General features: G+C 62.4%; 17 protein-coding genes. 14 read left to right on the top strand and 3 right to left on the bottom strand.

Annotated elements, in window-relative coordinates:
• Positions 1–70: 70 nt before the first annotated feature.
• Positions 71–1405, bottom strand: a complete 1335-nt coding sequence (locus tag AB7951_RS02395) for a dihydroorotase (protein WP_439059871.1) — start codon at positions 1403–1405, stop codon at positions 71–73.
• A 150-nt stretch (positions 1406–1555) separates the two neighbouring features.
• On the opposite strand from AB7951_RS02395, the gene ygfZ reads away from it, so the two are divergent.
• From ygfZ to AB7951_RS02340, 11 genes are all read left to right on the top strand, one after another.
• Positions 1556–2440, top strand: coding sequence for a CAF17-like 4Fe-4S cluster assembly/insertion protein YgfZ (gene ygfZ, locus AB7951_RS02390; protein WP_439059872.1), 885 nt, complete (start codon positions 1556–1558; stop codon positions 2438–2440).
• A gap of 13 nt (positions 2441–2453) precedes the next feature.
• Positions 2454–3080, top strand: coding sequence for a DNA-3-methyladenine glycosylase I (locus AB7951_RS02385; protein WP_439059873.1), 627 nt, complete (start codon positions 2454–2456; stop codon positions 3078–3080).
• A gap of 27 nt (positions 3081–3107) precedes the next feature.
• A complete protein-coding gene (locus AB7951_RS02380) occupies positions 3108–3734 on the top strand; it encodes a YfbR-like 5'-deoxynucleotidase (RefSeq protein WP_093757166.1) in 627 nt (208 codons plus the stop codon).
• Positions 3735–3809: 75 nt separating this feature from the next.
• Entirely contained in the window at positions 3810–4316 is a 507-nt protein-coding gene (locus AB7951_RS02375) for a tyrosine phosphatase family protein (RefSeq protein ID WP_439059874.1), read from the top strand.
• A 137-nt stretch (positions 4317–4453) separates the two neighbouring features.
• A complete protein-coding gene (locus AB7951_RS02370) occupies positions 4454–7147 on the top strand; it encodes a DUF2339 domain-containing protein (RefSeq protein ID WP_439059875.1) in 2694 nt (897 codons plus the stop codon).
• A 143-nt stretch (positions 7148–7290) separates the two neighbouring features.
• A complete protein-coding gene (locus tag AB7951_RS02365) occupies positions 7291–8799 on the top strand; it encodes an FAD-dependent oxidoreductase (protein WP_441255651.1) in 1509 nt (502 codons plus the stop codon).
• A 185-nt stretch (positions 8800–8984) separates the two neighbouring features.
• The gene (locus AB7951_RS02360) at positions 8985–10676 is read left to right on the top strand and encodes a thiamine pyrophosphate-dependent enzyme (RefSeq protein ID WP_120287163.1); all 1692 of its coding nucleotides are present in this window, start codon (positions 8985–8987) and stop codon (positions 10674–10676) included.
• 323 nt (positions 10677–10999) lie between these two features.
• The gene (locus tag AB7951_RS02355; protein WP_120287164.1) at positions 11000–11782 is read left to right on the top strand and encodes an ABC transporter ATP-binding protein; all 783 of its coding nucleotides are present in this window, start codon (positions 11000–11002) and stop codon (positions 11780–11782) included.
• Positions 11779–12636 (top strand): ABC transporter permease, encoded by an 858-nt coding sequence (locus AB7951_RS02350; protein WP_439059876.1) that lies wholly within the window; start codon positions 11779–11781, stop codon positions 12634–12636. Before AB7951_RS02355 ends, AB7951_RS02350 begins: the two co-directional genes overlap by 4 nt.
• A 31-nt stretch (positions 12637–12667) precedes the next feature.
• Entirely contained in the window at positions 12668–13636 is a 969-nt protein-coding gene (locus AB7951_RS02345; protein WP_120287165.1) for an ABC transporter substrate-binding protein, read from the top strand.
• A 71-nt stretch (positions 13637–13707) separates the two neighbouring features.
• Positions 13708–15045 carry an amidase gene (locus AB7951_RS02340; protein ID WP_120287166.1) on the top strand — a complete coding sequence of 446 codons (1338 nt, stop codon included), beginning with the start codon at positions 13708–13710 and terminating at the stop codon, positions 15043–15045.
• A 45-nt stretch (positions 15046–15090) separates the two neighbouring features.
• Here the strand turns inward: AB7951_RS02340 and AB7951_RS02335 are convergent, their stop codons facing one another.
• Positions 15091–15633, bottom strand: a complete 543-nt coding sequence (locus AB7951_RS02335) for a cupin domain-containing protein (RefSeq protein ID WP_120287167.1) — start codon at positions 15631–15633, stop codon at positions 15091–15093.
• Between the two features lie 166 nt (positions 15634–15799).
• Here AB7951_RS02335 and AB7951_RS02330 point away from each other — a divergent pair, with 166 nt between their 5' ends.
• The 3 genes from AB7951_RS02330 (at position 15800) to AB7951_RS02320 (ending at position 17272) form a co-directional block, all read left to right on the top strand.
• Entirely contained in the window at positions 15800–16015 is a 216-nt protein-coding gene (locus AB7951_RS02330) for a CsbD family protein (protein ID WP_089265843.1), read from the top strand.
• 239 nt (positions 16016–16254) lie between these two features.
• A complete protein-coding gene (trhO, locus tag AB7951_RS02325) occupies positions 16255–17052 on the top strand; it encodes an oxygen-dependent tRNA uridine(34) hydroxylase TrhO (RefSeq protein WP_089265842.1) in 798 nt (265 codons plus the stop codon).
• Positions 17045–17272: a SlyX family protein gene (locus tag AB7951_RS02320; protein WP_089265841.1), complete on the top strand. Its 228-nt coding sequence runs from the start codon at positions 17045–17047 to the stop codon at positions 17270–17272. The genes trhO and AB7951_RS02320 overlap by 8 nt, the downstream gene beginning before the upstream one ends.
• Positions 17273–17487: 215 nt before the next feature.
• Here the strand turns inward: AB7951_RS02320 and AB7951_RS02315 are convergent, their stop codons facing one another.
• Entirely contained in the window at positions 17488–19026 is a 1539-nt protein-coding gene (locus AB7951_RS02315) for a class I adenylate-forming enzyme family protein (RefSeq protein ID WP_120287168.1), read from the bottom strand.
• Positions 19027–19044: the final 18 nt, after the last annotated feature.

The raw sequence follows: 19044 nt of genomic DNA, 5'->3' as shown, positions 1-19044 counted from the left end.
CTCGTGATTTCACCCCACCCCGCTGCGAGCTTCGCATGCATCGCCCCCCCTCCAGGGGAGGGTGAAGAGTTCAAGCCTTCAACGTCTCCAGGAATTTCACCGTCTCACCCTGCGACGGCGCGACCAGCTCGCCCTGCCACATCACGCGGCGGCCGCGCACGAAGGTGCCGACGGGCCAGCCAGTGACTTTCACACCGTCATAGGGCGTCCAGCCAGCCTTAGAGGCTACCCAGTCATTGGTGATGGTCTCGGTGCGTTTCAGATCCACGATGGTGAAGTCGGCGTCATAGCCCGCCGCGATGCGGCCCTTCATCGCGATGTTGTAGAGCCGCGCGGGACCTGCACTCGACAGATCGACGAAGCGTGCCAGCGACAGGCGGCCGGCATTGACGTGATCCAGCATGATCGGCACCAGTGTCTGCACGCCGGTCATTCCCGAGGGCGACGCCGGATAGATTTTCTTCTTTTCCTCGAGCGTGTGCGGCGCGTGGTCGGAGCCGAGCACATCGATGATGCCCTGACTGATGCCATTCCAGATGCCGTCGCGATGGCTGGCATCGCGCACCGGCGGGTTCATCTGCGCCAGCGTGCCGAGGCGTTCGTAGCATTCTGGCGCCGCCATGGTCAGATGATGCGGCGTCGCCTCGCAGGACGCGACGTCCTTGTGGTCGCGCAAATATTCGATCTCTTCTTTCGTCGAGATATGCAGAACATGAATGCGCTTGCCGGTCTCGCGCGCAAGGTTGACCAGTCGCTGCGTCGCCATCAGCGCCGCAGTCTCGTCGCGCCACACCGGGTGTGAACGAGTATCGCCTTCGATGCGCAGGTTCTTGCGCTCGTTGAGGCGATATTCGTCCTCGGCATGGAAGGCGGCGCGGCGCTTGATGACCTGGAAGATGCGGCGGAGGCTGTCGTCATCCTCGACCAGCAGCGCGCCCGTCGACGAGCCGATGAATACTTTCACGCCGGCGCAGCCGGGCGCACGTTCCAGCTCCGGCAGGTCCTGCACGTTCTCACGGGTCCCGCCGATGAAGAAGGCGTAATCGCAATGCATGCGATGATGGCCGCGCTTCACCTTGTCGGTGAAAGTGGCTTCGTCGATGGTCAGCGGATTGGTATTCGGCATTTCGAACACGCCGGTGACGCCGCCCATCACGGCGCTGCGTGATCCGGTCTCCAGGTCTTCCTTCTGCTCGAGGCCCGGTTCGCGGAAATGCACCTGGGTGTCGATCACGCCCGGAAGGATGTGCAGCCCCTTGCAGTCGATCACTTCAGCGGCCGAGGCCGCACCGAGCGATCCGATGGCCGCGATTCGGCCATTGCGAATGCCGATATCGCGCGCACCCTCGCCGTCCTGATTGACGACGGTGCCGTTCTTCAAAATGGTGTCGAATGTCTGGGTCATCTGGTCTCGTCACAGCCTGTGAATGCCGCGCAGGATGAGCGCGGGCCTTGTTGTCGGCATCTTAGCGGCTTAACTTTAGCTGTCATATCCGCCAGCCGTGATTCACCCTCGTTTCCTGGCTCGTTTATTGGATTTTTCGAGATTTTCCCAATGAAAGCAGCGTTTCTCCCCGATCGGGGTGTGGTGAAAATCGCCGGCGACGACGCCCGCGGTTTCCTCAACAACCTCGTGACCTCCGAGATCGAGGTGGTGACGCCGGGCACCGCGCGGTTCGGCGCGCTGCTGACGCCGCAGGGCAAGATCATCGCCGACTTCCTCATCACCGAAGCGCCGGCCGGCCATGGCGGCGGGCTGCTGATCGACTGCCCGCGCGAACTGGCACAACCGCTGGCCACCAAGCTCGGCTTCTACAAGCTGCGCGCCAAGGTGACGGTAGAGAATCTCTCCGACGCGCTCGGCGTGCTTGCGGTGTGGGATGGCGAGCCCGGCATGAAGCCAGACCTGACCTTCGCCGATCCGCGCAATGCGGAGCTTGGCTATCGCATCCTCGTGCCGCCCGATCTGGTCCCGAAGACGGCTGCGCTGGTTGGTGCCGAACTGGTCGATGCATCAGCCTATGAAGCGCACCGCATCAGGCTCGGCGTGCCACGCGGGGGCGCCGACTTTGCCTATGGCGATGCGTTCCCGCACGAAGCCAATATGGACAAGCTCTCCGGCGTCGATTTCGACAAGGGCTGTTACATCGGCCAGGAGGTCGTCTCCCGCATGCAGCATCGCGGCACTGCGCGCACGCGCATTGTCGGCGTCACGCTGGATGGCGCGGCGCCGGCCGCCGGCACCGAAATCCGCGCTGCGGACAAGCCTATCGGCACCATGGGCTCGTCTGCCGATGGCCGTGGCCTCGCCATGATCCGCACCGACCGCGCCAGTGATGCGCTCGATGCCGATGCCGCTTTCCTGGCTGGCGACATCGCCATTCATCTGGCCGACGCCGCTGCGGTGCGCGCACTGGCCACGAAAAAGACCCCCGCATGAAAAAGATTTCGGCATGAGCAAACCCGCGATCGCGCATGCCGACGGCAAGACGCGCTGCCCGTGGCCGGGTGAAGATCCATTCTATGTCGCCTATCACGACACCGAATGGGGCGTCCCGGAATATGACGACCGCGCGCTCTATGAAAAGCTGATCCTCGATGGCTTCCAGGCCGGCCTCTCCTGGATCACCATCCTGCGCAAGCGCGACAATTTCCGCAAAGCATTCGATGATTTCCAGCCGGAGAAGATCGCGCGCTACAGCGAGAAGAAAGTTCACGCGCTGATGAATGATGCCGGCATCGTGCGCAACCGCGCCAAGATAGAAGGCGCGATCCTCAGCGCCAAAGGCTATCTGAAAATCATGGAAGAAGGCGCCGGCTTCTCGAAATATCTGTGGGACTTCGTCGATGGCAAACCGCTGGTCAACAATTTCAAGACCCATGGCAGCGTGCCGGCCTCGACCCCGCTATCGGCCAAGATCTCCAAGGACCTGCAGGGGCGCGGCTTCAAATTCGTCGGCCCGACCATCGTCTATGCCTTTATGGAGGCCACCGGCATGGTCAACGATCATCTCGTGACCTGCTTTTGCCACGAGGCCTGCATGGGCCTGAAGCGCAAGCCGCGCCTCAAGGCGAAGTAGCAGCAAGAAACTCAAGACAAAAAACCGATGACCAAATCGAAATTCGACCAAAGATTTTCCCGCGACGTCGCCACACGCGCCTGGCAACGCATGCTGTCGGGCCGGCGGCTTGATCTGCTCGATCCCTCGCCGCTGGATATCGAAATTGCCGATATTGCCCACGGGCTCGCGCGCGTCGCGCGCTGGAACGGGCAGACCCACGGCGCTCATATTTTCTCGGTGGCACAGCACACGCTTCTCGTGGAAGCCGTGTTGCGCGAGCAGATGCCGCGCGCTGATGAGCGCGTGCGGCTCGCGGCCCTGCTGCATGACGCGCCGGAATATGTCATCGGCGACATGATCTCGCCGTTCAAGGCGGTGATCGGCGGCGATTACAAGGTGATCGAGAATCGCCTGCTCGGCGCCATCCACATCCGCTTCGGCCTGCCGCCAGCGCTGGAGCCCGGGATCACCAAACAGATCAAGGCCGCCGATATGGGCGCCGCCTATCTGGAAGCCACACGCCTTGCGGGATTCAAGGAGGCCGAGGCAAAGCGTCTGTTCGGCAAGGATCCCGGCCTCTCGGAAGCTATGGTGGAAGATTACCTGACGCCGTGGTCGGCGGGGAAGGCTGAGAAGCGGTTTCTGGCAAGGTTTGAGGCGCTCCTGGCGTAATTTAAACTCCGTCATGCCCGGGCATGACGTGGAGAGAACGGAGCGTTATAACGACGCTCAACAAAAGGTTCCCCGATGATCCACGTCTGCTCGCTCGCCGATCTGCATCCCACCGTGAAGGACACGGCCGCGAGCCACGTGCTCACCATCATGGCCAATGTCGCGCAGGTGCAGCGGCCGCCGTCGATCAGCGAGGCCAATCATCTCAGGGTGCAGGTCGACGACATCACCGAGGCGATGGACGGCTTTGTCGCGCCCAACGAAGGTCACATCACGCAGGTGCTGGACTTCGTCCGCGGCTGGGATCGCGCCTCGCCGCTGGTGATCCATTGCTATGCCGGCATCTCGCGTTCCACCGCCAGCACCTTTGCCGCCGCCTGCATGCTCAATCCGGACCGCGACGAGCGCGACATCGCGCTGCGAATCCGCGCCGCCTCGCCGATCGCCTCCCCCAACCGCCTGCTCGTGACTCTCGCCGACAAGGCGCTGGGCCGCGGCGGCCGTATGGTCCGCGCGCTCGACGAGATGGGCCCCGGCAATCTGACCGTGATCGGCAAACCGTTTCGCCTCGATCTGGATTAATTCCAGCAATTGCACGCCAAATACACGGATCGCGTGAACTAAAGTTCTCCACGACAACACATAGAGTTGCCATGTCCCCGGACGTCGTTCCGGGGCATGATTGGCGCGCGTCCTGCTCTCTGAAGGTTTGATAGTCGATGTTCGATGATTTCGGTTTCGTCACGCTGGTGATTGCTATCGTTGCCTTCATCTTCGCGCGTAAGGCGCGCAATGAGGTGAAGGTGCTGCGCGCCCGGGTCGACGCCTATGAGGCGCTACCGCGCGTGGCGGCAACGCCGGCCGCCGTCGCAAGGCCGGACCTCACACCGACCACGCCGAACGTTGCATCCGCCCCTGCCGTATCCGAGACTCCAACCGAGGTGACCCGCGAAGCTGCCCCCTCGATCCAGCCGGATGTCCCTGCTCGTACTACGCCCGAACCCGCCGCGCCTGTGGAAGCCCCTGCGGCTGGCCCCGGCTTCGAGGAACGCATCGGCACGCGCTGGGTGGTCTGGGTCGGCGGCCTCACGCTGGCGCTCGGCGGCTTCTTCATGGTGCGCTATTCCATCGAGGCTGGCCTGCTCGGCCCCGAAGTGCGCGTGCTGCTCGGCGGCCTGTTCGCCCTGGCATTGCTCACCGTCGGCGAATTTGCGCGCCGCAAGGAAAGCCTCTCGGCAATCGCACCGCTGCCCATCGCCAATATTCCGGCGATCCTCACGGCCGCCGGCACTGCCGTCGCCTTCGCCACGGTCTATGCGGCCTATGCGCTGTACGACTTCCTCGTCCCCGGCACGGCCTTCGCCCTGCTCGGCATCGTCGCCATGTGCACCATGGCCGCGGCATTGCTGCACGGCCCGGCGCTCGCGGGCCTCGGCATTGCCGCCGCTTTCGTCACGCCGGTGCTGGTATCGTCCGGCAAACCGGATTACTGGGCGCTGTATATCTATCTCGCCATCGTTATGGCGGCCGCCTTCAGCCTCGCGCGTATCCGGCTGTGGCGCTGGCTGGCGCTGACCACCATCGTCTTCGCGACGCTGTGGACCCTGCCGGGCCTCGACGCCGGCACACCGGCACTCGCGCCTCATGCGTTCCATGTCCTGGCCGGCTTCATCTTGGCCTCACTGCTGGTCGTCTGCGGCTTCCTGTATGGTCCGCCGGCCGAAGAAGGCCGCATCGAAGGCATCTCGTCGGGCGCCCTCAGTGCGAGCCTGCTCAGCGCGACGCTGGTGGTGCTCTCGAGCTTCCATGCCGACATGGCCATGGTGACCTTCGCGCTGATCGTCGCTGGCACGCTGTTCGTCGCATGGTACGCACAAGCGGCCACCGCGGCGGTTGCCGTGGCCGCTGGCTTCGTCGCCGTGGTCTTCCTGGAGTGGGCCATCCAGGGCAATCTCGACATGCTGGTACTGCCCGGCGGGCCGCTAGCCGGCATCGGCGCCAGCCCGGTGGAAAGCTCGGTGTCGCTGCATCTCGCATCCGCCGCCATCTTCGCCATTGGCTTCGGCGTGCTCGGCTTCCTCGCCCAGGGCCGATCCGTTAGTGCCGTTATTCCGGTGATCTGGTCGGGCGCCGCGGTATTCACGCCGCTGGCGCTGTTGATCGCGCTCTATGCCCGCATCGCGCATCTCGATCGCTCGATCCCCTTCGCCATTCTCGCCGTGATCATCGGCGCAGCCTTCGCGGCCGCCACCGAACTGCTCAGCAAGCGCGAGCCACGTCCGGGTCTCGCGATCTCCACGGCGCTGTTCGCCACCGGCACGCTCGGTGCGCTGGCGCTGGGGCTGACCTTTGCACTGGAGAAAGGCTGGCTCACCATCGCACTGTCGCTGATGGCGCTGGGCACAGCCTGGATCTCCATGCAGCGGCCGATCCCGTTCCTGCGCTGGCTCGCGGCCATCCTTGCCGGCATTGTCGTCGCCCGGATGGGCTGGGAGCCCCGCGTGGTCGGCGATCTCGTCGGCACCACGCCGATCTTCAATTGGCTGCTGTGGGGCTACGGCGTGCCCGCTGCATCGTTCTGGGCCGCCAGCATCCTGATGCGCCGCCGCGGCGATGACGCGCCGCTCCGCATGGTGGAATCCGCTGCGATTCTGTTCACAGTGTTGCTGGCCTTCATGGAGATCCGCCACTTCGTGAATGGCGGCGATGTCTATCGGTCCTCCTCAAGCCTCACCGAGGTCGCGCTGCAGGTCTGCGTCGCACTGGCCATGGCAATCGGACTGGAACGCCTGTGGGAGCGGAGCCGCAGCATCGTTCACAGCGTCAGTGCCGGGCTGCTGACATTGTTCGCCGGCGTAGCAAGTCTCGGCGGGTTGCTGTTCATCACCAATCCCGGCATCTGGCGTATCGATGTCGGCGGCGTAATCTTCAACCTGCTGCTGCTCGGCTATGCTCTGCCCGCGGTGCTCGCTCTGCTGCTGTCCTATGCCGTCGCCGGCCGTCGCAAGCCGGCCTATGGCAACACCATCGCCGGTGGTGCGCTGGTGCTAGCCCTGATGTATGTGACGCTGCAAATCCGCCGCATCTATCACGGTCCGATCTTCTACAACGCTTCAATCACCGACGCCGAGCAATATACGTTGTCGATCGCGTGGCTCGGCTTTGGCGTCGTGCTGCTCGGCATCGGCATCCTGTTCAACTCGCAGCGCGCGCGGCTCGCCTCCGCCGTGGTCATCGCATTGACGATCCTCAAAGCGTTCCTAGTCGACATGTCGTCGCTGACAGGCGTCTATCGCGCGCTGTCCTTCATGTGCCTCGGCCTCGTGCTGGTGGCCATCGGCTGGCTGTATCAGCGCATCCTGTTCTCGAGACGCGCACAGTCACCCGCGGCGGCCCCTGCAGCAGAAAGCTGACGCCTCTCCAGCGCAATTCCCGCTTGCGCATTCCCTGCGATCGTCAATGATACCGATCGCGGCGATCTCCGGCCTTAAACCGGGGATCGCCGCATAAAAGCATCCGCGCACCAAGCGCGAGAGCCAAAAAAGATCGGGAGCCCATGAACGTCCAGGGAAAGATCGCCACAGATCCATCCGTCGAAAACTCCGCCGAACATGTCGATGTCATTGTTGTCGGCGCCGGGATCTCGGGCATCGGCGCCGCTTATCACCTCACCAAGCAAAATCCGGACACGCGTTTTCTGGTTCTGGAAACCCAGGACAGTTTCGGCGGCACCTGGCACACCCATCGCTATCCCGGCATCCGCTCCGACAGTGACCTGCATACGTTCGGCTATCGCTTCAAGCCCTGGACATCGGCGCCCATCGCCACCGCTGCGGAAATCCTGCGCTATATGGGGGACGTGATCGCCGAGAACGGCCTCGGCGCGCATATCCGCTACAAGCACCAGATCCTCTCCGCCAACTGGTCGAATGACGACAAGCTCTGGAGGCTGACGGTCGTCCGCCACGACACCGGCGAGACGCTGAACTTCGCCACGCGTTTTCTCTGGATGTGCCAGGGCTATTACAACCACAGTCAGGGCTACACGCCGCAATGGCCCGGCATGAACCGGTTCAAGGGCCGCATGGTGCATCCACAGACCTGGCCGGAGGACCTCGACATCGCCGGCAAGAAAGTCGTGGTGATCGGCTCTGGCGCCACAGCGGCGACTCTGGTGCCGGCCATCGCCGATAAATGCGCTGAAGTCACCATGCTGCAGCGCTCGCCGACTTTCTTCATCACCGGCCGCAATGCCAACGCTCTGGCAGAGACGCTGCGCGAGCTGGATGTCGACGAAGAATGGGTCCATGAGATCGTCCGCCGCAAGATCCTGTTCGATCAGCAGGCCTTTACCAAGCGGACTAACAGTGAACCGGAGGTGGTGAAAGAGGAACTGCTGAAGGGCGTACAGGCCTATCTCGGCAAGAACTACGATATCGCCACTCATTTCACGCCGCGTTATCGGCCCTGGCGCCAGCGCATCGCCTTCATCCCCGATGGTGATCTGTTCCAGAGCATCAAGGCCGGCAAGGCGACCGTCGTCACCGACGAGATCGAGACCTTCACCGAACACGGCATCACGCTGAAATCAGGCAAGACGATCGACGCCGACGTGGCCGTCACCGCCACCGGCTTCAATCTCAACATGCTCGGCGATATCGCCTTCTCCATCGATGACGCACCGCTGAATTTCTCCGACACCGTGACCTATCGCGGCATGATGTTCACCGGCGTGCCGAACATGGTGTGGATCTTCGGCTATCTCCGTGCCAGCTGGACATTGCGTGTCGATCTCGTCGCCGACTTCGTCTGCGGGCTGCTGAAGCACATGGAAGAGACCGGCACGACCATGGTGACGCCGATGCTGCGGCCGGAGGACAGCGACATGCCGCTACTGCCCTGGATCGATCCGGACGACTTCAATCCCGGCTACATCATGCGCGGCATGCACCTGTTGCCGAAGCGCGGCGACAAGCAGGAGTGGCAGCACAACCAGGACTACTGGAGCGACAAGAACATATTTCCGGCCATCGCCTATGACGATCCGATCTTCCGATACACGTAACAAACGTTCAACACATCGCGCATTTCTCCAAGCATTGCGCAAACATAATTGACCATCATGAAACCGTTTCGCGGTTCAGCTATTGCTGCAGTGCGACCACTCGGCTCCAATCACAATTGGACCGACCGCATTGCTGCTCAGCCCGCCTCCCGGCGGAGAGCCAATTCTAGAAATCGGAGCCCCCAATGTCGAAAACTGTCGCGGATGAGATTGTCCATGTTCTTGAGACGATTGGCGTACAGCAGATTTTCGGCCTGATCGCCGACTCGCTTAATCCTTTGGCGGACTCGGTCCGGCGCAGCAAGATCGAATGGGTCGGGGTACGGCACGAGGAAGGCGCGGCGCTGGCCGCCGCAGGCCAGGCCAAGCTCACCGGCAAGCTCGGCGTTTGCGCCGGCTCCACCGGGCCCGGCAGCACGCATCTCGTCGCCGGTCTCTATGAAGCGGCGCGCGATCACGCCCCGGTGCTGGCACTCTCGGGCGAAATGGCGCGAGCAGCAAAAGGCGTCGACTTTTTCCAGACCACCGAGCCGGACCTGCTGTTTCGCGACGTCGCACTCTACACCCAGACCATCACCACCGCCGCGCAGGCGCCCGGCGTGATCCATCAGGCCATCTCCACCGCCTATGCAGGGCCTGGCGTCGCGCATCTGACGCTGCCTGTCGACGTGCTGTCGTCGAAAGCCGAAGGGGCGACAGCGAGCCTTGCCACGCTGGTGCCACGCGGCGAGATCCTCCCGAATGATGCCGCCATACAGGAAGCCGCCCGCCGCATCGACGAAGCCAGCAGCGTTGTCATAATGTGCGGCCATGGCGCCATCGGCAGCGCCGAACTCCTGCGTGCGCTCAGCGATAAGCTGAAGGCGCCACTGGTGCATTCGGTGCGCGGCAAGGAGATCATGGCGTTCGATGACATCAGATGGATGGGCGGGCTCGGCATGATCGGCACCAAGGCCGTCTACAATGCCGTGCATGATTGCGACCTGCTCGTCATGGTGGGCACCGACTATCCCTATTCCAACTTCCTGCCGCGCAAGGGCAATGTCATCCAGATCGATGTGCGCGCCGAAGCGCTCGGCAGGCGCACGCCGACGAGCCTCGGCGTCATCGGCTCGGCACGGCCAGCGCTGAAGATGCTGCTGGACAGGGTGCAGACCAAGACCGACGGCGAGTTCTTCGAGACGACCAGTCACGCCCGCAAGAAGTGGGATGAGATGCTCGACAAGCAGGCCGATCCTGCGCGCAGCAAGAACAGGATCCACCCGCAGGCCGTCGCGCGCATCGCCAGCGATCTGGCACGGCCCGATGCAATCTTCGTATTCGACACCGGTCTGAACACGCTGTGGTCGGCCAACTGGATCCGCCAGAACGGCACCCAGCGCATCATCGGCTCGTTCAACAATGCTGCGGTCGGCACGTCCGTCGGCCAGGGCAACGGCGTGCAGATCCTCGATCGCAGCAAGCAGGTGATCGTGCTCACCGGCGACGGCGGCTTCAACATGCTGATGGGCGAGTTCATGACCGCCGTTCAGCACAAACTGCCCATCAAGGTCATCGTCTACAACAATTCGGCATTGGGCCTGATCACACTGGAAGCCGAAAGCATTGGCCTGGCGCCGTTCCGCGAGGCCATCGAATTCCCCAATCCCGATTTCGCCGCACTGGCGCGTGCCTGCGGCGCGCAGGGCTTTACGGCCAAGCAGCCGGGCGATCTGAAGAAGGCCATCGCCGACGCGCTGGCCTGTGACGGACCCGCCATCGTCGATTGCGTAGTGGCGGCCGACGAGATCCCGAACCTGCCGCATGTGGACGCCGCCATGGTGGGCAATTACGCGCTGGCGAAGATCAAGGAAGCAGTGATGGCGGTGACGGGCTGATCTCGGACCTATCAGCTGTCATGCGCGGGCTTGTCCCGCGTATCCACGTCTTGGCCGAGGCGAGCAAGACGTGGATGGCCGGGACAAGCCCGGCCATGACGAACGAGAGAACGGAGCGCGAGGTCGCCTAAAGTGTTCGCCAAAAATACACTTCGCCACACCTGCTCAATTTATCGCCGAGAATAAATCCAGCCTGCCCAAAGCCGGGGCAAAACACTTCAAGCCTCAAGCTATCCGCAGAAAACCTGCGCGATTGTTTGAAGCTTTTTCGTGCCCAAGATGGCACGCAGCTTGCGTATGTGCGGTACCCAGGAAACCGCATCATGCCGCCGAAACAAGTTCAACTCACCGTCCAGAACATCAGCAAGTCGTTTGCCGGCAAGGGCGGCGACGTCAATGTGCTCGACGATCTCTCTTTCACCATCAACGAACGCGATTTCGTCAGCATTATTGGCCCCAGCGGCTGCGGCAAGACGACCATCTTCAACATCATCGCCGGCCTGCTGGAGCCCGATGGCGGCGCTATCACCTATCGCGGCAAGGAAATCGAGAGCCTGCGCGGCCGCGTCGGCTACATGATGCAGAAAGACCTGCTGTTTCCGTGGCGCACGGTGATGGGCAATGTGCTGCTCGGGCTGGAGACGCGCGGCGTCGACCAGAAGGAGGCCGAGGAGAAAGCGCGCGAGTATCTCAAGCAGTTCGGCCTCGCCGGCTTCGAGAACGCCTATCCCAAGACCCTGTCCGGTGGCATGCGCCAGCGCGTGGCGCTGATCCGTACGCTGATCATGGATCCCGACATCCTGCTGCTCGACGAGCCGTTCTCGGCGCTGGATTATCAGACGCGGCTGTATCTCGAAGGCGTGCTGAAGGATGCCGTACAGACCTACAACAAGACGGTCATCCTCGTGACCCATGACATCGACGAGGCCGTCGCGCTGTCGAAGCGCGTCGTCGTGCTCTCCGGCCGCCCGGCGCGGGTGAAGGTCGTGCATGAGATTGACATCGAGGCAACCTCGCCCATCACCGCGCGCAACGACGTGAAATTCTCGACCTATTTCAAGACGCTCTGCGCCGAACTCGATATCCAGACGGAGAAAACATCATGACCCTCGTGATGTCCGGTACGCCTGCACGCAAAAAGTCTGTTCCGCGCAAGTCCCGCAAGAAGCGATCGACCTTCGACACGACGCTCGGCCGCGCGGTGTTGCAGCTGCTCGCCGTCGCAGTGTTCTTCGCGCTATGGGAGCTCGGCGTCCATGCCGGCTATATCTCGGCATTTTTGATGGGGTCGCCATCTGGCATCTTCGCCACGTTCTACAAGCTGGTCCTGAGCGGCGAACTGCTGTCGGATTCCTGGTACACGCTGTTCGAGGCCATTTTGGGCTTCATCATCGGCACCATCTTCGGATCGCTGTTCGGTCTTGCGCTGTGGTATTCGGTGTTCGTCGCGAAGCTGGTCGAGCCCTTCATCGTCGCCATCAATTCCGTGCCGAAGATCGCACTCGCGCCCATCGTGGTGCTGTGGTTCGGCACCGGCCTGATATCGAAGGTCGCACTCGCCGTTTCACTCACTGCACTGGTAGCGCTGATCGCCGCTTATCAGGCGGCCAAGGATGCCGACGTCGATCTGCAGTCGCTGATGATCTCCATGGGTGCCGACAAGCATCAGGTGTTCTGGAAGGCTGTAGTGCCATCCACACTGCCGTCGATTATCGCCACCTTCCGCATCAATATCGGCTTCGGCCTGGTCGGCGCCGTGGTCGGCGAGTTCATCTCGTCGCAGCGCGGCCTCGGCCACATGATCTTCCTCGCCTCCAGCCTGTATGACCTCAACTCGGTCTGGGTCGGGCTGTTCACGCTGATGATCCTTGGCTTCGTGCTCTATTACGTCATCGACATCATCGAGCGCACTTCGCTGCCGTGGAAGCAGGCGACCACCTCGCATCAGGTCCAGGTTTAATCCCCCCTTTCCACCATAACGGAGACGTTCTATGTCATTGTTGAAGCGTATCACCGGCGCGGTCGCGCTGGCTGGAGTCTTGCTCGCCACGCCAGCGATGGCGCAGAACAAGAAGGTGGTGTTGTCGCAGGCCTTCCAGTCGATGCTGTATTTGCCGCTCTATGTAGCCATCAATGAAGGCTTCTTCACCGCGCAGGGCCTCGACCTCACCAAGGAAACCGCAGGCTCGCCCACGGTCGCACTCTCGGCAGTGATCTCCGGCAGCGCGCAGTTCTCGATCCACGGGCCGGAATGGACAGCCATTGCGGCCTCCAAGGGCGCGCCGGTCGGCATCATCGCCAACGTCGTTAACGGCGCCGCGGTGTGGATCGCCACCGCGCCGGATTTCAAGTTCACTGACGTCAAGAGCCTGAAGGGCCAGAAGGTGGTCGTTGGCACCATGCCGACCACCAGCACCTCGCTGTTCCTGAAGCTACTGAAAGAGAACGGCATGGACGGCAAGACCGATGTGGAGATGATCCCCGTCGCGATCGGCAGCGAACCGGGTCCGTTCCTCGCCAAGCAGGCTGACGTCGCCGTGATGTATGAACCCGGCCTCGATCAGGTTGTCGCCAAGGGAATGAAGGTGGTCTACGGCTTCCCGAAGAGCTACGGCGCCTATGCATTTTCGTCGGTGACCGCACGCAACGACGTCAATCCGGATCTGGCGCAGCGCGTCACCAACGGTATGGAAATGGCGATGCGCTTCATGAAGAAAGATCCTGCCAAGACCGTGGCCATTGCGCAGAAGGAATTTCCAACGCTGGATCCGGCCGTGATTGAATCCGCCGTCAAGCGTATGCTGGCCGACGGCGTCTATCCGGACAGCGTCGATATTTCTGCACCCTCGCTGAAGATCTCCATGGACACCCAGATCGCGCTCGGCAATCTCGCGGCCCAGCCCGACTATGACAAGTTTGTCGTGAAGAAATATATCGAGCCCGCACTGGCGATGAAGTAATATCGAAGGCGCGCAGCCTCGCGGTTGCGCGCCTCTCTCGATCCCAGAAGAAACGTTCAGGACGACACGACATGACGAATGCAACCGCGCGCACTGCAACATCTGGCGCGGGGGTTCTGGACCTGCTGCGGCTGTTCAAGGGCAACACATCTGCGGCAGATCACTACGCATCGGAGCGGCTCGCACAGGCCAAGGCTGCCGAGCCCATACTGAAGGCCTTTGAGGTCCTCCCCACCGACACTGTGCGCAAGCCAGGGCTGCTCTCCGGCATTCCCGTCGCCGTCAAGGATATCATCGCCACCACCGACATGCCGACCACCAATGGCTCGGCCGTCTATGCCGATCACGTGCCGTCGGCCGATGCATGGGTCGTCGAACGTCTGCGCAATCTCGGCGCCACCATCTTCGGAAAGACCGTCTCGACCGAATTCGCCTGGCGCCATCCCGGCCCGACCACCAATCCATGGAACAGCAAGCACACACCGGGTGGCTCGTCCTCCGGCTCGGCAGCCTCCGTCGCTGCCGGCATCGTGCCCCTGGCGCTGGGCACGCAGACGCTGGGCTCCATCGTCCGCCCCGCCGCCTTCAATGGCGTCGTCGGCTTCAAGCCGAGCTTCGGCGCTATCCCCCGCAGCGGCGCGCACCACCTCAGCCAGTCGCTCGACCACATCGGCTTCTTCGCGCGCAAGGTCGATGACGTCGCCTATGCGCTGTCACTGATCGCAGGCACCAGCGACAGCGATCCGCATGGCGCGCCGGTGCCGGGTTTCGAAATCTCCGTCGAGCGCGGTGTACCGCCGCTGCCGTCCCCGCGTCTTGCGGTGGTGCGCTTTGCCAAATTCGCCAAGGCCGAGAGCGAACAGCAACAGGTGTTCGAAGCCTCCGTTGCCCGACTGCGCAGCGCGGGTGCTGTCATCGAAGAACTGGAACTGCCCGAACTCGATCGCAGCAACTGGGACGCGATCAACATCATTCTGGCCGCCGAAGGCGCGGTGATCTTTGGCGATCTCGTCGCGCGCTATCCCGACAAGACCAGCGATCACCTAAAGAAGCTGGTGGAGACCGGCAGCGCCATCAGCGCGGCAGCCTATCTCAAGGCCAAGGCGTTGCAGATGAAGCTGCGTGCGGATTTCACCGCGCAGATGACGAATTACGATGCGGTGCTGACGCTGCCGGCCTATGGCGAAGCACCGGAAGGGCTGAGCTATACCGGCGATGCCGAATATTGCGCGCCATGGACCCTGATCGGCGTGCCCGCGCTGTCGCTACCGGCTGGGTTCGGCAAGAACCATCTGCCGCTCGGCCTGCAGGTGGTCGGCCCCTATCTGAACGATCTGCGCACGCTGCGCGTAGCGAAGTGGATCGAGAGTGCGCTGGCGTTCTCGCCGGGATTGCCCGAGATCAAATAGCAAAGGGCCCTCGTCCAATCTCGGGCGAGGGCCTCAGCCTGATGCTTACTTCTTCACCGCCCCATCGGGATGCGTGGGATCGACCCACAACACCGTCTCCGGCTTCTCCACCGGCTCGATGTCGATATTGATAGCGACCGCCTCGCCGTCGCTGCGCACCAGCACGCATTCCAGCACTTCGTCGGCACTGGCATTGATTTCCTGATGCGGCACGTAAGGCGGCACGAAGATGAAATCGCCGGGGCCGGCCTCCGCGGTAAACTGCAGGCGATCGCCCCAGCGCATCCGAGCCTTGCCCTTCACCACATAGATGACGCTTTCGAGATGGCCGTGATGATGCGCACCGGTCTTGGCATCCGGCTGGATCGACACGGTGCCGGCCCACAGTTTCTGCGCGCCGACGCGCGCGAAATTGATAGCCGCCGCGCGGTCCATGCCTTTGGTCGATGGCACGTTGGTATCGAGGTTGTCGGCCGGAATGACGCGAATGCCGTCGTGCTTCCAGCGATCTGGATCATGGTCGTGGGAATGATCGTGGTCATGTGAATGATCGTGCGGATGCGTGTGGTCGTGACCATGGCCGGACATTTTCGATGCCTTCTTTAGTTCCGCGGAAATGATGTCACATCGTGCGGCATCACGTCCCCGGGAGTGAGGAACATTCAATTGAGCCGGCAATTGTCTCTGCGAAGCTCAAGCAGCGCGTATCGAGAATGGTCTCGGAACTGCGTCTGCAACATGACAGGAGTATCCCATGGGTGCCACCGCAGACAAGATCAAGGGAACCGCAAACGAAGCCATCGGCAAGGCCAAGCAGGGCATCGGTGAAGCGACCGGCTCTGACCGCCTGCAGGGCGAAGGCCTGATCCAGGAAGGCAAGGGCCACGCGCAGAAGGCAGTCGGCGATGCCAAGCAGGCCGCCAAGGACGCCGCCGACAAGGCGTCGGATTTTGCGAACCGCAAACTTTAACCAATTCCAACCGACGGAGTTTTGACTCCTCCGTCGGTCGCAGGTGACGCTGCAAAAGAAGCCGGTCCCGTAAGGGGCCGGTTTTTGCGTTCTGGCACCACGCGTTGCGCTGGTTTCGCCGGGTATGACATAGGTCAATACCTGCGCAGGGGAGCATCCGGCCCAAAGCCCTGATGGCAACGATATTTCGGCCAGTTCCCGGACTTCCCCCTCGCGGGTCCGGCTGGTAAACCCCCGCCATGTTCAAGGTCGCCGCCCTCTATCAATTCGCCGCGCTGCCGGATTTCCGGCAATTGCGCGAGCCGCTGCGCGCACTCTGCGTCAATCTCGGCATCAAAGGCTCGATCCTGCTGGCCGAGGAGGGCATCAACGGCACCGTGGCCGGGACAGACGCCGCCATCGATACGCTGGTGCACGAACTTGAGACCGGCGTGATGTTCAGCGGCCGACTGAACCATCTGGAGCTGAAATTCTCCCGCGCCAGCCTGATGCCGTTCCTGCACATGAAGGTGCGGCTGAAAAAGGAGATCGTCACCCTCGGCGATCCCCAGACGGATCCGACCAAGACGGTTGGCGCCTATGTGGACGCCGCCGACTGGAACGATCTCATCGCCGACGAGAACACGCTGGTGCTCGATACGCGCAACGCGTTCGAAGTGGCGATGGGCACGTTCGAGGGCGCAGTTGATCCGGAGATCGCAAGCTTCGGCCAGTTCAAGGATTTCGTCGCGCGTACGCTGGATCCCGCCAAGCACACCAAAATCGCGATGTTCTGCACCGGCGGCATCCGCTGCGAGAAGGCGAGTTCGTATCTGCTCTCGCGCGGCTTCGCCGACGTCTATCATCTCAAGGGCGGCATCCTGAAATATCTCGAGGAGATCCCTGAGGCCGAGAGCCGCTGGCGCGGCGAATGCTTCGTGTTCGACCAGCGCGTCGCGCTCGGTCATGGCCTCGTCGAAAGCCAGTCGATCAAGCCTGACTTGCCGATCAATTCGGAAGATTTTGCGATGCTGCGGGAGAGCGCATCCGATGAGTGAGACCGCAAAAGACCTGACAGGCTTACGCGAACGTATCGACGCACTCGAAACTCGCGTCGCCTATCAGGACGACACGATCGAGACGCTGAATACGACGATCACCGCCCAGTGGAAACAGATCGACATGCTGACGCGGCAGGTTGCCACGCTCGGCGAGCGGCTGCAGGAGGCCGAAAGCAACAGCGGTGCGCCGCGGAATGAACCTCCGCCGCATTATTGAAGATTATTGGTAGTCAAGTGCAGTGGCCGCGGAGTCCCTCCCCCGCTCTTGCGTGGGGAGGGTGGCCGGCCGCCAGGCCGGTCAGGTGGGGGTCGCGCCACATACAGAGCTACGCTTGTTGCACCCCACCCGTCACATCGATCGCTTCGCTCTCGATGCGCCACCCTCCCCACTGCGCGCGGCTACGCCGCGCTTGAGGGAGGGAAAGCGGCGCGCTACGCCGACAAATCCGCCGCCAGCTTGCGGTCTCGCAACTCGCGCTTCAGCACCTTGCCGATGGCGCTGCGCGGCAACACATCGACCAGCACGACATCGTTGAGTCGCTGGAACTTGCCGACACGCTCATTCGTCCAAGCCTTCAGTCCCGGCGCATCGACCGAGGCACCCGCCTTCATCACCACGAAGGCGACCGGTGTCTCACCCCACTCTTCCGACGGCATGGCCACAACGGCGGCTTCGAGCACGTCGTCGTGTTTCGTCAGCACGGCTTCGAGATCGCTCGGATAGATGTTGAAACCGCCGGAAATAATCATGTCCTTCTTGCGGTCCATCAGCTGCAGAAAGCCGTCTTCGTCAAAACGCCCGACATCGCCGGTGCGGACATAGCGCTTTCCGGAAGCGTCGTGCCAGAACGTCTCGGCGGTCTTGCCGGGCTGGTTGAGATAGCCCTGCATGATGACGGGCGAATGCCCGACCACTTCGCCAATTTCGCCTTGGGCAACGAAATTGCCGTCCTCGTCAATCAGGCGGATCTCATGATCTGGCGCTGGCTGGCCGACGGTGTGCAACTTGGTCGGATGTTCATGCGCCAGCAACACGCAGGTGCCGCCGCCTTCGGTCATCCCGTAATATTCGGTCAGCCCGCCAGGCCAGCGTTTCAACACGTCGGCCTTCAGCGCGCCGCCGAATGGCGCCGAGGTCGAGAATTTCATCACGAAGGACTTCAGATCGAAACTGTCGAAATCCGGCACCGCCATAATGCGGCGATACTGCACCGGCACCAGCATCGCATGGGTCGCCCGATGTCTGGCGCTGAGTTCAAGGAAGCCGCGCGCATCAAACTTCTTCATCAGCACCAAGGTGCCGCCACCGGCGAGTGTCGGATTGAAACAGACCAGCGTGGTGTTGGAATAGAGCGGCGTCGACAGCACGGTGACCGCATCCGGCCCGTAGCCGAGCGGATCGAGCTGGCCATATTGCCGCCAGCGCATCCAATAGGTGTGGATGATGCCCTTCGGCGTACCGGTCGTGCCCGAGGAATAGATGATATTGAAGACCCATTCCGGATCAATCGTCACCGGCGCTGGCGTCGCACCTTCCGGCGCTAGCCATTGCACAAACGGCTTGCCGGCCTTGCCGCCGTCGAGCGCGACGCGCTGGATGGAGGGATCGATCGTAGCCTCCGCGAAGGAGGCGGCCGTCGCGTCGTCCATGAACAGAATTTTTGCGGCCGCATCCTTCACCATCGCGGCGAAATCCGTGGGTGTCGATGACGGCGCCAGCGGCGCCACCGCCACACCGACGCGCAACGCACCAAGAAACACCGCTGCATATTCGATCGACGACAGCGCACAGATGGAGATCGCGTCGCGCGGCTTGAGGCCACTGGCCTGCAATGATGCAGCGATACGATCGATCAGTGCGTCGAATGCGGCGTAGTCGATCTGGCGATCAGCATCGATCACGGCGATCTTGGTCGGCTTGGATGCGGCGGTGTTACGGACCAGTGCATCGAGGGTGATGAAGTCGGGCATGTTGTTTCTCCCAGTCTT

The sequence above is a fragment of the Tardiphaga sp. 285_C5_N1_2 genome (assembly GCF_052076065.1).
GTDB classification, from domain to species: domain Bacteria; phylum Pseudomonadota; class Alphaproteobacteria; order Rhizobiales; family Xanthobacteraceae; genus Tardiphaga; species Tardiphaga robiniae.
This window is presented reverse-complemented; position numbering and strand designations above follow the sequence as displayed.

What these genes read in the sequence shown, in the direction of transcription:
- AB7951_RS02320 (WP_089265841.1), top strand. Translation starts at nt 17,045, where the DNA reads ATGAGTGAGACCGCAAAAGACCTGACAGGCTTACGCGAACGTATCGAC.
- AB7951_RS02335 (WP_120287167.1), bottom strand. Translation starts at nt 15,633, where the DNA reads ATGTCCGGCCATGGTCACGACCACACGCATCCGCACGATCATTCACAT.
- AB7951_RS02395 (WP_439059871.1), bottom strand. Translation starts at nt 1,405, where the DNA reads ATGACCCAGACATTCGACACCATTTTGAAGAACGGCACCGTCGTCAAT.
- AB7951_RS02360 (WP_120287163.1), top strand. Translation starts at nt 8,985, where the DNA reads ATGTCGAAAACTGTCGCGGATGAGATTGTCCATGTTCTTGAGACGATT.
- AB7951_RS02380 (WP_093757166.1), top strand. Translation starts at nt 3,108, where the DNA reads ATGACCAAATCGAAATTCGACCAAAGATTTTCCCGCGACGTCGCCACA.
- AB7951_RS02340 (WP_120287166.1), top strand. Translation starts at nt 13,708, where the DNA reads ATGACGAATGCAACCGCGCGCACTGCAACATCTGGCGCGGGGGTTCTG.
- AB7951_RS02315 (WP_120287168.1), bottom strand. Translation starts at nt 19,026, where the DNA reads ATGCCCGACTTCATCACCCTCGATGCACTGGTCCGTAACACCGCCGCA.
- AB7951_RS02365 (WP_441255651.1), top strand. Translation starts at nt 7,291, where the DNA reads ATGAACGTCCAGGGAAAGATCGCCACAGATCCATCCGTCGAAAACTCC.
- AB7951_RS02370 (WP_439059875.1), top strand. Translation starts at nt 4,454, where the DNA reads ATGTTCGATGATTTCGGTTTCGTCACGCTGGTGATTGCTATCGTTGCC.
- trhO (WP_089265842.1), top strand. Translation starts at nt 16,255, where the DNA reads ATGTTCAAGGTCGCCGCCCTCTATCAATTCGCCGCGCTGCCGGATTTC.
- AB7951_RS02350 (WP_439059876.1), top strand. Translation starts at nt 11,779, where the DNA reads ATGACCCTCGTGATGTCCGGTACGCCTGCACGCAAAAAGTCTGTTCCG.
- AB7951_RS02375 (WP_439059874.1), top strand. Translation starts at nt 3,810, where the DNA reads ATGATCCACGTCTGCTCGCTCGCCGATCTGCATCCCACCGTGAAGGAC.
- AB7951_RS02385 (WP_439059873.1), top strand. Translation starts at nt 2,454, where the DNA reads ATGAGCAAACCCGCGATCGCGCATGCCGACGGCAAGACGCGCTGCCCG.
- ygfZ (WP_439059872.1), top strand. Translation starts at nt 1,556, where the DNA reads ATGAAAGCAGCGTTTCTCCCCGATCGGGGTGTGGTGAAAATCGCCGGC.
- AB7951_RS02345 (WP_120287165.1), top strand. Translation starts at nt 12,668, where the DNA reads ATGTCATTGTTGAAGCGTATCACCGGCGCGGTCGCGCTGGCTGGAGTC.
- AB7951_RS02355 (WP_120287164.1), top strand. Translation starts at nt 11,000, where the DNA reads ATGCCGCCGAAACAAGTTCAACTCACCGTCCAGAACATCAGCAAGTCG.
- AB7951_RS02330 (WP_089265843.1), top strand. Translation starts at nt 15,800, where the DNA reads ATGGGTGCCACCGCAGACAAGATCAAGGGAACCGCAAACGAAGCCATC.